At 51.3% G+C, this 12,268-nt stretch carries 13 protein-coding genes; 5 read left to right on the forward strand and 8 right to left on the reverse strand.

The window, feature by feature from the left end; translation table 11 throughout:
- Positions 1-10: 10 nt before the first annotated feature.
- The 3 genes from truB to ppx all read right to left on the reverse strand — a co-directional run bounded on the left by truB (position 11) and on the right by ppx (position 2,962).
- The gene (truB, locus tag HMPREF2696_RS09785; protein WP_004520780.1) at positions 11-925 is read right to left on the reverse strand and encodes a tRNA pseudouridine(55) synthase TruB; all 915 of its coding nucleotides are present in this window, start codon (positions 923-925) and stop codon (positions 11-13) included.
- A gap of 69 nt (positions 926-994) precedes the next feature.
- On the reverse strand, positions 995-1,366 hold the full coding sequence (rbfA, locus tag HMPREF2696_RS09790) for a 30S ribosome-binding factor RbfA (protein WP_003685554.1): 372 nt from the start codon (positions 1,364-1,366) through the stop codon (positions 995-997).
- A gap of 87 nt (positions 1,367-1,453) precedes the next feature.
- Positions 1,454-2,962 (reverse strand): exopolyphosphatase, encoded by a 1,509-nt coding sequence (ppx, locus tag HMPREF2696_RS09795; RefSeq protein ID WP_070588378.1) that lies wholly within the window; start codon positions 2,960-2,962, stop codon positions 1,454-1,456.
- Positions 2,963-3,135: 173 nt separating this feature from the next.
- Between ppx and HMPREF2696_RS09800 the strand changes: the two genes are divergently transcribed.
- From HMPREF2696_RS09800 to HMPREF2696_RS09810, 3 genes are all read left to right on the forward strand, one after another.
- Complete coding sequence (locus HMPREF2696_RS09800) at positions 3,136-3,759, forward strand: lytic transglycosylase domain-containing protein (protein ID WP_049335878.1); 624 nt, start codon at positions 3,136-3,138, stop codon at positions 3,757-3,759.
- 114 nt (positions 3,760-3,873) lie between these two features.
- Positions 3,874-5,256 (forward strand): MFS transporter, encoded by a 1,383-nt coding sequence (locus HMPREF2696_RS09805; RefSeq protein WP_004520777.1) that lies wholly within the window; start codon positions 3,874-3,876, stop codon positions 5,254-5,256.
- A gap of 1 nt (position 5,257) precedes the next feature.
- Positions 5,258-5,785 (forward strand): single-stranded DNA-binding protein, encoded by a 528-nt coding sequence (locus tag HMPREF2696_RS09810; protein ID WP_004520776.1) that lies wholly within the window; start codon positions 5,258-5,260, stop codon positions 5,783-5,785.
- Positions 5,786-5,858: 73 nt separating this feature from the next.
- On the opposite strand, the gene HMPREF2696_RS09815 is transcribed toward HMPREF2696_RS09810, so the two are convergent.
- From HMPREF2696_RS09815 to argB, 5 genes are all read right to left on the reverse strand, one after another.
- A complete protein-coding gene (locus HMPREF2696_RS09815) occupies positions 5,859-6,566 on the reverse strand; it encodes an SIMPL domain-containing protein (RefSeq protein ID WP_039862478.1) in 708 nt (235 codons plus the stop codon).
- 112 nt (positions 6,567-6,678) lie between these two features.
- Positions 6,679-7,170 (reverse strand): DUF1841 family protein, encoded by a 492-nt coding sequence (locus HMPREF2696_RS09820; protein WP_049335876.1) that lies wholly within the window; start codon positions 7,168-7,170, stop codon positions 6,679-6,681.
- Between the two features lie 101 nt (positions 7,171-7,271).
- Positions 7,272-7,547, reverse strand: a complete 276-nt coding sequence (gene ftsB, locus HMPREF2696_RS09825; RefSeq protein ID WP_003679613.1) for a cell division protein FtsB — start codon at positions 7,545-7,547, stop codon at positions 7,272-7,274.
- 23 nt (positions 7,548-7,570) lie between these two features.
- Positions 7,571-8,857, reverse strand: coding sequence for a phosphopyruvate hydratase (gene eno, locus HMPREF2696_RS09830; RefSeq protein WP_004520772.1), 1,287 nt, complete (start codon positions 8,855-8,857; stop codon positions 7,571-7,573).
- Positions 8,858-9,118: 261 nt separating this feature from the next.
- The gene (gene argB / locus HMPREF2696_RS09835) at positions 9,119-10,006 is read right to left on the reverse strand and encodes an acetylglutamate kinase (protein ID WP_004520770.1); all 888 of its coding nucleotides are present in this window, start codon (positions 10,004-10,006) and stop codon (positions 9,119-9,121) included.
- Positions 10,007-10,180: 174 nt separating this feature from the next.
- On the opposite strand from argB, the gene HMPREF2696_RS09840 reads away from it, so the two are divergent.
- Together HMPREF2696_RS09840 and lgt are read left to right on the forward strand one after the other, a co-directional pair.
- Positions 10,181-11,311, forward strand: coding sequence for a M14 family metallopeptidase (locus HMPREF2696_RS09840; RefSeq protein WP_004520769.1), 1,131 nt, complete (start codon positions 10,181-10,183; stop codon positions 11,309-11,311).
- A gap of 74 nt (positions 11,312-11,385) precedes the next feature.
- Positions 11,386-12,246 carry a prolipoprotein diacylglyceryl transferase gene (lgt, locus tag HMPREF2696_RS09845; RefSeq protein ID WP_004520768.1) on the forward strand — a complete coding sequence of 287 codons (861 nt, stop codon included), beginning with the start codon at positions 11,386-11,388 and terminating at the stop codon, positions 12,244-12,246.
- Positions 12,247-12,268: the final 22 nt, after the last annotated feature.

Below are 12,268 nucleotides of genomic sequence, written 5' to 3' on the forward strand. Positions count from 1 at the left end.
TTGCAGGAAGTTATTTATCGGCGGTATTCATCAGGCGCAAGGCTTTCAGACGGCCTATTTCTTTTTGATATTCCACCAGTCCGATAAATGCGCCGTCTCGGTTGTATACACGGATGGGCTGTTCGGCGGAAATGTCTTCGGTAAACTGGGGGCGTTGGCCGTGTTTGAGCATGGTAATGGCGTAGTCGTTTAACTCAAGTTTGGGGAAATGTTGCACCAAGACATCGCAAGGCAGCAATAGGGCATCGCGTTCGGCTTCATCCAATTCTGTCAAGGCTTCGAGCGTGTGGCTTTGGGCAATGGTAAAGCCGGCGGTTTCAGTACGGCGCAGGGCGGTCAAGTGGGCGAATGTGCCGATGTGTTTGGCGATGTCTTCGCTGAGTGTGCGGATGTAGGTACCCTTGCTGCAACGTACGTCTATCACGGCTTTAGGTGCATAAAATTCAGTGATATCAATGGAGTAAATGGTGATGTCGCGCGCTTTGCGTTCGATAACGATGCCTTTGCGTGCGTATTCGTATAGCGGTTTGCCTTCGTGCTTGAGGGCGGAAAACATCGGCGGCACTTGGCGGATATCACCCGTTAAGGCTTGGCAGGCCGTCTGAAATTCGGACAATGAAATATCGGCGCGTGCGGTGGCAATGATTTCACCTTCGGCGTCGCCCGTACTGCTGGCTTCGCCCAGTTTCAGAGTGGCCGTATAGGCTTTGTCGGCATCAATCAGATATTGGGCAAACTTGGTCGCTTCACCGAAACAAACAGGTAGAAGCCCTGTAGCCAAAGGATCAAGTACGCCGGTATGCCCGGCTTTTTCGGCACGGAACAAGCGCCGCGCCTTTTGCAGGGCGGTATTGCTGGAAAGGCTTTCAGGTTTGTCGAGGAGAAGAACGCCGTTGACAGGGCGTTTGGTGGGTTTGGCTGTCATATTAAGTTGGGGGAGTGTTAATGTTTAGGCCGTCTGAAAGGGTTCAGACGGCCTGTGTGTTTTAATCAATCAGTCTTCAACCGGTTTTTCCGCCGCTACTTGGTCGATCAGGCTGGAAATACTCATGCCGCGTTCGAGTGATTCGTCGTATTTGAAGTGCAGCTCAGGCGTTTTGAAGAGTTTGATGCGTTTGGCCAATTCGCTGCGCAAATGACCTTTGGCGTGTTCCAAAGCTTCTTCGGTAATGTCGCGTGTGCTGTCGTCGAGGACGGTGTAGAACACGGTTGCGTGGCTGTAATCGCGGGTAACTTCGACTTCGTTGATGGTGATGAAGCCTGCGCGCGGGTCTTTCAGGCCGGTGCGGACGAGTTCGGCAAGCTCGCGCATGATTTGTTCTTTGACACGGTCTTGGCGGGCGTAGCCGCGTTGGGGTTTTCTCATGGTTTTCCTTGATGTATGGCAGGCTGTCGTTTTCAGACGGCCTGCGGTTTGGATTTTGAAAAGCTGCCTATTATAACGGAGCGCGGTTTATTGTGCTTGAACCGAGAAAGGCATATCGATTTTTTGCCATTGCGCGCTTTCGTAGTCCAGCGCATCGGCGATGAGGGGGTGTTGCTCCAGCCATTGGGCGTTGATGCGCAAGATGAAGCTGTGGTTATTTTCATCGACGCGAAGCTGGGTTTGCGGCGGCAAATCCAGCGGTAGGCGCGAACGGCAGAAGAGAGCTGCCAGGCGCAGGGACAACACGGCACACCACATGATTTCGTTGTTGCCGATAATGTCCGCCATTTTCTTAAGGTCGCCGCGATGGCCGATAACCAGTTGCGCCAAAATGGTTTGCTCTTTGCGTGAGAAGCCCGGCATATCGGCGTTTTCGAGAATGTAGGCGGAGTGTTTGTGATAACCGGTATGGGCGATATCCAAACCGATTTCATGCAGACGGCCTGCGCGGCTGAGGTATTGGTTCCACAGGGCAAGCTCTTGAACGGTTACGTTTTTGGCGTGGCACAGGCTGTTCATAAAGGTTTGCGCGGTATCGGCAACGCGTTTGGCTTGGTTGAGGCTGACGTGGTAGCGTTTTTGGAACTCCGCCGTTGTCTGTTCGCGCATATCGACATTGAGGCTGCGGCCGATTAAGTCGTAGAACACGCCGTCGCGGAGGGCAGCCTCGGTAACGGTCATTTTGGTCAGCGAAAGCTCTTCAAAAGCGGCCATCATCACGGCCAATCCGCCTGCAAAAACTTCGATTCGTTCGGGTTTGAGGTTTTCAAATTTGGCTTTTTTAACCGAACCGGCTTCGATAATCCTATCGGCAAGATAACGCATGCCTTGGGCGGTAATGTCGGCTTCTTGCGGTAATTCGGCTGCCAAAACGTCGCGTATGGATTTTGCCGAACCGGACGTGCCGATGGCGAAATCCCAACCGGTACGCTTCATCATTTTGCTGATGCGCTGGATTTCGATACGCGCGGCGGAAACGGCAGCTTGGAAATCTTTGGCGGTCACTTTGTTTTGGAAGAAGCGCATGCTGTACGTTACGCAGCCTAAAGGCAGGCTTTCTGTGGTCAGCGGTTGCAAATCCGAGCCGATGACAAATTCGGTCGAGCCGCCGCCAATGTCGATAACCAGCATTTTGTCGCCTTTGGGTGGCAGGGTATGCACTACGCCGGTGTAAATCAGACGCGCTTCTTCACGGCCGGCGATCACTTCGATGGGGAAACCCAGCGCCGCTTCGGCACGAGGCAGGAATTGGGCGATGTTTTTGGCGACGCGGAAAGTATTGGTGGCCACCACGCGCACGTTTTCAGGTTGGAATCCGCGCAGGCGTTCGCCAAATTTTGCCAAGCATTCCAAGGCTTGTTCTTGAGAGGCTTCGCTCAGGTTTTTTTGTTCGTCCAAGCCGGCGGCAAAGCGAACCATTTGTTTGAACGAGTCGATGACTTTCAGCTGGCCGTTGTTGTTTTCACAAATTTGCAGGCGGAAACTGTTGGAACCCAAGTCGACGGAGGCTAAAACGTTGGCGGGAGTGGTGGTCATAAAAAATACCGGTTGATTAGAAAAACCTAAATGTTACTTGAGGCTGTATCACTTGACAATAAAAGGTATACAGCTCTTTGATTCTGCTCATAGATGTATTTTATAATGCTGAATTTAAGCAAGTATATCAAAGGCTGTCTGAACTTTTCAGACGGCCTAAAAAGAGAAAACACATGAAATCGGAAAACCAAGATTCCTTATTTTTATCGCGCCGCCGTTTATTGCAAGTCGGAGGAGCCATGCTTTTGACGCCTACGACTGCATGGGCGGGGGCGCAACGTGAAGAAACACTGGCCGATGATGTGGCTTCCGTGATGCGCAGTTCGATCAATAGCGCCAGCCCTGCGCGGCTGGTGTTTGCCGATTCGAGGGAAGGGGAACGTTGGTTGGCGGCGATGTCTTCCCGATTGGCGCGCTTTATTCCCGATGAGGGCGAGCGCCGCCGTCTGTTGGTCAATATTCAATATGAAAGCAGTCGCGCCGGACTCAACACTCAAGTGATTTTGGGCTTGATTGAAGTGGAAAGCGCGTTTCGCCAATATGCCATCAGCGGCGTGGGTGCACGCGGTTTGATGCAGGTGATGCCGTTTTGGAAAAACTATATCGGCAATCCGTCACACAACCTTTTCGACATCCGCACCAATCTGCGCTACGGCTGTACCATTCTGCGCCATTACAACAATATCGAAAAAGGCAATATTGTCCGCGCTTTGGCAAGGTTTAATGGCAGCTTGGGCAGTAACAAATATCCGAATGCCGTATTGGGCGCGTGGCGGAATAGATGGCAGTGGGGTTGAGCGGCTTACGATTTGCCCCATGCAATTCCTTTGAATCCTGTATAATCAGAAAATCTGTTAATTCACACTTTCAGACGGTCTTTTGCAAACTTAAGGCCGTCTGAAACATTATTTATGGCAAGAGATAACCGCATTCAAATGTTTCCGCACGAATGGCGTGCCAGTACCACACTTTCCGGCGTTTACGCACTGCGTATGTTGGGGATGTTTTTGGTATTGCCCGTTTTGGCGATGTATGCCGCTTCGTTGCCCGGCGCAGAAAACAATAAAGCGCTGGTCGGTATGGCGATGGGTATTTACGGGCTGACACAGGCTTTGCTGCAGCTGCCTTTGGGCATGGCTTCCGATAAGTTCGGCCGTAAAAAAGTGATTTATGCCGGCTTGATTGTGTTTGCGGCGGGTAGTTTTTTGGCCGCAGTTGCCGACAGCCTGCAGATGTTGGTTGCCGCGCGTGCCATTCAAGGTGCGGGTGCCGTCAGTGCGGCGGTAACGGCTTTGCTGGCGGATTTGACCCGTAACGAAGTGCGGACTCGTGCGATGGCGATGATCGGCCTGAGTATCGGCTTGACCTTCTCCGTCAGCCTAGTGCTTGCGCCGATGATTGCCAGCTTTATCGGCGTATCCGGCCTGTTTGCGCTGACCGGTATTCTGACTGTAATCAGTATCGGCGTGGTTGCCTGGATGACCCCTGATCCGGAAGTGTCAAAAATGCACGAAGACACGCAGGCGCAGCCTTCGCGTATGGGCGAGGTATTGAAAAACCGCCAACTGCTCAATCTCGACTTCGGTATTTTTGCCTTGCATGCGGCACAAATGGCTTTATTTACCGCATTGCCGTTTGCCATGACGCAGTTGGGTTTGGAAAAAATCCATCACTGGCAAGTCTATCTGCCGTCAACCATTACCGGCCTGATTATTATGGTGCCGCTGATTATCGTCGGCGAAACGCGTAACAAGCTCAAACAAGTGTTTATCCTTGGTATCATCTGCATTGCTGCGGCACAAATCGGTTTGCTGTTTGGCATGCACTCGGTATGGTTAATTACCGCTTATCTGATTGTTTATTTTATTGGTTTCAATGTATTGGAAGCCAGCCTGCCGTCTATGGTGTCGAAAATCGCTCCGTCCGATTTGAAAGGCACGGCGATGGGCGTGTATAACACCATGCAGTCGGTCGGCTTGTTTGTCGGCGGCGCAACCGGTGGTTTATTGTTCCAAAAATATGGTTTTGCAGGCGTATTTGCCTTTTGTAGCGTACTGATGTTGCTGTGGCTGGTATTGGCAGTCATTTCGCCGGCACCGAAGCCTGTCAAAAACCTCAGCTATCCGCTTAACGCCGAATGGCAACAAAATCCGGATTTGCTCTACCAAAAATTGACCGAAATTGAAGGCGTTGAAAGCATCAGCTTTAGCGCAGACAAGCAAACCATTTATATCAAGGCCTTGCAAAAAGGATTCGACCAAGAGGCCGCCGAAAAAATCATCACAGGAGTGTAAAATGTCATTGAATAAAGTTATCCTCATCGGCCGCCTCGGCCGTGACCCGGAAGTCCGCTATATGCCCAACGGCGAGGCCGTCTGTAACTTCAGCGTTGCCACCAGCGAAACTTGGAACGACCGTAACGGCCAGCGCGTAGAACGTACTGAATGGCACAACATTACCATGTACCGCAAGCTCGCCGAGATCGCCGGTCAATACCTGCGTAAAGGCAGCCAAGTGTACCTGGAAGGCCGTATCCAAAGCCGTAAATACCAAGGCAAAGACGGCATCGAGCGCACCGCTTACGACATTATCGCCAACGAAATGAAAATGCTTGGCGGCCGCAACGACAACAGCGGCGGCGCACCATACGATGACGGCTACAACCAAGGCGCTCATTCAAGCCAAGGCAGTTACCAACAAGCGCCACAACAGCAATACCAATCTGCTCCGGCTCAAGAACCCCCAGCAGCCCCAGCCCGTCGTCCCGCTCCGGCACAACCGACCGCTCCGGTTGATGATATCGACGACGATATTCCATTCTAATCATTGAGTAATATAAAAGGCCGTCTGAAAAATATACTTTCAGACGGCCTTTAAAATGATTTCAAAGAAAATCCTACATTTGCACCGAGCCGTTGACGGTCAGGCTGATCTCTTCCGAACCTGGGGAGGCTGGTACGCCATCTTCTATTCCTGCCGCTACTTCTGCGGCGGGGATTGCACGCAGCATTTTGGCGCGTGCAAAATTGCCGCCGACTTGACGGTTGCCGATGTGACCCAGGTTGAGTTTAACGATTTTGTAGCTGGAGAAGCCGAGTGTTTGGGCGAGGTTTTGGGCGCGATCTTTGAAGCGCAGGATGACGGCCTTGCTCAGTTGGTCGACGGTTTCTTCGCGTTTTTCTTTGGATACGGAAAACGAGGAGCTTTCCAAAATGGCGATATTGATGCTGTCGGCAATCAGGCGGTTGAGTGCTTCAAAGTCTTTGCTTTCTACTTTGAAGTAGGCGTGTTCTTCCCAGCCGGTTTGGGTGCGTTTGCCGTTGGTGTATTGATAGCGCGGGGATGCGTTGCGCTCCATCAGCTCGGCTTTAAGTTTGCTGTTTTGGGAGATTTTGTTGAACTGGTTGAATTTCTTCATGAAAGCTTGGTTGGCGGCTTGACGGTCTTTGCCTTCTGCGTTGATGCTGAAATGCGCGGTCATGGTATCTCGCGGCACTTCCATGTTGGCGGATTCGGAAAATTCAACGATGTTGTAATTGAGGCTTTCTGCTGCAACGGGCAGGGAGACGGCTAGTAGTAGGGCGGTAAGGGCTGGGCGGAGCATTTTGGTTTTCCTTGTAATGCGGATTTCAAAAAAGTAATTTAGCATGAAAGATGGAAATGTTGGCTTTGGCAAGCGTAAGGATTTGTATGGGGTGAAGCCGTCTGAAAAGAAGTTACTTTGTATCCATCAGGCCGACTTCATGGGGATTGAGGCGGGCTTTTTCTTCTTGGCCTAAGCCGACCAATTTCCGTAATCGGGTCATGTAGGCATTGACGTCAAGGCCCCGTCCGTAGCGTTGCGCTTCCCAGATGGTTTCTGCCAAGGCTTCCATCATATCGTGTTCGGCTTTGACCCAGTCGCCGTTGTAACGGGCGCAAAGTTGGTGGTGGATGGCACGGATGCCCGGGGGCTGGTCGATGGCGCTTTGCTCTTGCAGGGAAAGGTGTAGCGACATATGCAGGAATGGGTTGCTTTCGCCGTCTTCGGGCAGCCATTCTTTATCTAAATATTGTTCGATGTCTTCGAGATAGTGTCCGTATTCGGGATGGGCTTCGATAATGCGCAATGCTTTTTGTTGCAGGCCGTCCAATTGGAGCGGTGCGAGTCTGTGTTGCCAGACGTGGGCAAAGAATCGGCGGACATCGTGGGTGTTTACGTCATACATGATGAGTGTGATTTGATTTTGGGATATGTGATTATATAGCGATTGCGATGAAAAAGGCCGTCTGAAAAATATGTTTTCAGACGGCCTTTGTTTTGCAGGGTTTAGCGGCGGTCGATGATTCGGTAATACACTTCGCCGTCTTGGACATAGCCCAATTCGACGCGGGCAATTTCGGCGATGGCCTCTTGTCCGTGTGCCAAGTCTTCAACTTCCGCATTGAGGAAATTGTTGCGCAAAGTGAGCGTTTGGTTTTTTTCCTCCTGACGGACGAGCTGCTCCTGCAATTCTTCCGTATGCCCGACGCTGCCTTTACCAAACCAAAGGCTGTACTGACAGCACAAAAGTGCGAAGGTTAAAACAAAAGTCACCCACTTCATACAATCAATATCCTATATTCTGCTTATTTGCCCAATTGGTAGAATGCGGCTTTGCCAGGGTAGTAAGCGGCTTCGGCCAATTCTTCTTCGATGCGCAACAATTGGTTATATTTCGCCATGCGGTCAGAACGGGACAGGGAGCCGGTTTTGATTTGCATACAGTTGGTAGCAACTGCCAAGTCGGCAATGGTGCTGTCTTCGGTTTCACCGGAACGGTGGCTCATTACGCTGGTGTAGCGGTTGCGTTTGGCCAAGTCAACGGCTTTCAGGGTTTCGCTCAATGTACCGATTTGGTTGACTTTGACCAGCAATGCGTTTGCCACGCCTTTTTCGATGCCTTCAGCCAAGATTTTTGGATTGGTTACGAACAAGTCGTCGCCGACCAATTGAACTTTGCCGCCCAATTTTTCGGTCAGCAGTTTCCAGCCTTCCCAGTCGTTTTCGTCCATACCGTCTTCGATGGAAACAATTGGGAATTCGTTAACCAGGCCTTCCAAGTATTCGGCAAATTCTGCGCTGGTGTAAGAGCGGCCTTCGGCTTCCAAGTGGTATTTGCCGTCTTTGTAGAACTCGCTGGATGCGCAGTCCAGGGCGAACAATACGTCTTCGCCTGCTTTGTAGCCTGCGGCTTCGGTTGCTTCTACGATCAGTTGCAGGGCTTCTTTGTGGCTGTTCAGGTTAGGTGCGAAACCGCCTTCGTCGCCCACGGTAGTTGGGAAGCCTTTGGCATCACACAGTTTTTTCAGTGCGTGGAAAATTTCGGCGCCGCAACGCAGAGCTTCGCGGAAAGATTTTGCGCCGACAGGCATGATCATGAATTCTTGGATGTTCAGGCTGTTGTTGGCATGTTCGCCGCCGTTGATTACGTTCATCATCGGAACAGGCAGAGCCATTGGGCCTGCGCCGCCCAAGTAACGGTACAGCGGCAGGCCTGAATCTTCAGCGGCTGCGCGTGCTACGGCCATGGAAACGGCCAAAGTGGCGTTGGCACCTAAGTTGCCTTTGTTTTCAGTACCGTCCAATTCGATCATGATTTGGTCGATATAAGATTGTTCGTTGGCATCGATACCGATGAGGGCTTGCGCGATTTGGTTATTGACGTGGTCAACGGCTTTCAATACGCCTTTGCCCAAGTAACGGGATTTGTCGCCGTCACGCAGTTCCAAAGCTTCTTTTTGGCCGGTTGATGCGCCGCTTGGTACGGCTGCGCGTCCCATGACGCCGGATTCCAACAATACGTCACACTCTACAGTAGGGTTGCCGCGGGAGTCCAAAATTTCGCGTGCAAAAATATCAACGATTGCGCTCATGAATATCTCCAAATAGGATGGTAAAAGAAAAGTAGCTTTGTTACGTTTCAGACGGCCTTAAGGATGATTGCCAAAGTCTGATGAATGCAGACATTATACCGTCTTTGCCAGGTATGGCATCGGAGTCGGTATGAAACCGACTGTAAGTTTGTTTCACGTCAATATCGCTCAAACAAACATAAGCCGTATAGTGTAACATTTTTTACCCTTTTTAGGGTGAAAAGCTGATTAAATAAGGCATAAGGCCGTCTGAAAAACGGATTAGCCTTCGCCCAAAATCATCGAGCCTACGCCGTCATCGGTCAGTACTTCCAAGAGCAGGGCGTTGGGAACGCGGCCGTCTATGATATGCGTAGCTTTGACCCCGCTTTTGGCGGCCTCGACGGCGGAGGCAATTTTAGGCAGCATTCCGCCGTACAGCGTACCGTCTTCAATCAGTTCGTCAATGCGGCTTGGCGTGAGGGTGGTCAATAATTTGCCTTCTTTATCCAGTACGCCGGGGATATTGGTCATCATCAGCAGTTTTTCGGCTTGAAGTTTTTCCGCCAGTTTGCCGGCAACCAAGTCGGCATTGATGTTGAACGCTTCGCCGTTTTGGCCTACGCCGATGGGTGCAATGACAGGAATGCAGCCGCGCTCAACCAAGCCTTCCACCAAACGGGTATCGATGTCGGCCACTGTGCCGACTTGGCCGATGTTCACGCCTTTTTGTTCAGGCGTGTCGATCAGGAGTTTTTCCGCTTTGATGAAGTGGTTGTCCCGGCCGGTAATGCCGACGGCGCGACCGCCGAAGGTAGTAATCATGGAAACGATTTCTTTATTGACGTGTCCGCCCAAAACCATTTCTACAATGTCCATGGTTTCGCTGTCGGTCACGCGCATGCCTTGAACAAATTCTCCTTTTTTGCCGACTTTTTCCAACATTTCATTAATTTGCGGGCCGCCGCCGTGAACGATGACGGGATGCAGGCCGATTAGTTTGAGCAGGACGACATCGCGTGCGAAACCCTCTTTTAAGGCAGGTTCGGTCATGGCATTGCCGCCGTATTTGATGACGATGATGGAGCCGGAAAAACGGCGGATATAAGGTAAAGATTCAGCAAGGACGCGCGCCTTGATGGAAGGGGAGACAGATTGTTGCTGGGTCATGGTTTCAACCTTGTTTCATGATTTCTGCCTTTATCTTAATCCCAAAGGCCGTCTGAAACAATATTTCCAAGCGCTTGAAATCCTGTTAAATCAGTTAAATGGTTGAAACCAGCCTCATGCAAACGGTAAAATGACGGTTTGCTTCGGCCTCTTCGCCGATTACTAAGGATACCCATGATGAAAATCAGCACCCAATTCGATGCCGGTTCGGTCGTTGTCAAAGACTTGAGCAACCCTGCCGATATCCGTCTCGCCCTGCGTCCCGACAATGCTTCGGAGTTTGCCCAATGGTTTTACTTCCGTTTGCAGGGTGCGGCCTATCAAAACTGCGTGATGCATTTTGAAAATGCGGCGGACGCTGCGTATCCTTTGGGCTGGGAGGACTATCAGGCTTGCGCTTCTTACGACCGCCAAAATTGGTTCCGCGTGCCGACCAGCTACGAAAACGGCGTATTGACCATCAACCATACGCCTTTGTCCAACAGCGTTTACTACGCTTATTTCGAGCCTTATTCCAACGAGCAGCATTTGAACCTTTTGGGCGATGCTCAGGGCAGCGGTTTGTGCCGTATCGACGATTTGGGCAGTACCGTTCAAGGCCGCGACATCAACCTTCTGACCATCGGTAACCAAGTCGAAAGCGATATGAAAGTCTGGATTATCGCCCGTCAGCATCCGGGCGAAACCATGGCGGAATGGTTTGTCGAAGGTTTGCTGGGTCGCCTGCTTGATCCGCAAGATCCGACCGCGCGCATGCTGCTTGACCGTGCAACTTTTTACATTGTGCCGAATATGAATCCGGACGGTTCGGTTTTGGGTAATCTACGCACCAATGCCGCCGGCGCCAACCTCAACCGCGAATGGGAAACCCCGACTTTGGAGCGAAGCCCCGAAGTCTTTACCGTCCGTGAAAAAATGATGGAAACCGGCGTGGATTTGTTCTTGGATATTCATGGCGATGAAGGTCTGCCGTTTGTCTTTGTGGCCGGTACCGAAGGCGTGCCGAACTACAACGAGCGCATCGAAGCCTTGGAAGACCAATTCAAGCTCGCGTTGCTCAATGCCAGCCCCGATTTCCAAGACGATTACGGCTATGACAAAGATGCGCCGGGTCAGGCAAACATGACTTTGGCGACCAACTGGGTCGGCAATCATTTCAACTGCCTTGCCTATACTTTGGAAATGCCGTTTAAAGACAATGCCAACCTGCCGGACGACGATTTCGGCTGGAACGGCCAACGCTCGCTGCGCTTGGGCGAGGCAATGTTGTCTGCTATTTTGAATGTGGTTGGCGATTTGCGTTAAACTATCCGATACCGCATACAGGCCGTCTGAAAGTTCAGGCTTTCAGACGGCCTTTGAGATAAGGAACACACATTATGATGATACATCCCCAGTTTGATCCGGTGCTGATCAGCATCGGCCCGCTTGCCATCCGCTGGTATGCCTTGAGCTATATTGTTGGCTTTATCCTGTTTACGATTTTGGGCCGTCGCCGTATCGCGCAGGGCAATTCTGTGTTTACCAAAGAAACACTCGACGATTTCCTGACTTGGGGTATCTTGGGCGTGATCTTGGGCGGCCGTATCGGCTACGTTTTGTTTTATAAATTTTCCGACTATCTGGCCAACCCGTTGGATATTTTCAAAGTTTGGGAAGGCGGTATGTCGTTTCACGGCGGCTTTTTGGGTGTGGTCGTTGCCATGTGGCTGTTTGGCCGTAAGCACAACATCAGCATTTTAAAATTGATGGATACCGTTGCGCCACTCGTACCGCTGGGCTTGGCTTCCGGCCGTATCGGCAACTTTATCAACGGCGAACTTTGGGGACGCGTGACCGAACTCAATGCTTTTTGGGCAATGGGTTTTCCGCAAGCGCGTTACGAAGATGCGGAAGCTGCGGCGCACAATCCTTTGTGGGCCGAATGGCTGCAACAATACGGCATGCTGCCGCGCCATCCGTCTCAGCTTTACCAGTTTGCCCTTGAAGGCATTTGCCTGTTTGTCATCGTTTGGATTTTCTCGAAAAAACCACGTCCGGCCGGACAAACGGCGGCATTGTTCTTGGGCGGTTACGGTTTGTTCCGCTTTATTGCCGAATTTGCCCGCCAGCCTGACGACTATCTCGGCCTGTTGACCTTGGGTTTGTCCATGGGTCAATGGTTGAGCGTACCGATGATTGTATTGGGTGCGATTGGTTTTGTTTGGTTTGGTCGTAAAAACAGCGTTGCTAAAGCATAAATAAAACAAGAAATAAAGGCCG

Origin of the sequence: Neisseria sp. HMSC058F07, from assembly GCF_001810035.1 — a bacterium.
Taxonomy (GTDB): Bacteria; Pseudomonadota; Gammaproteobacteria; order Burkholderiales; family Neisseriaceae; genus Neisseria; species Neisseria perflava.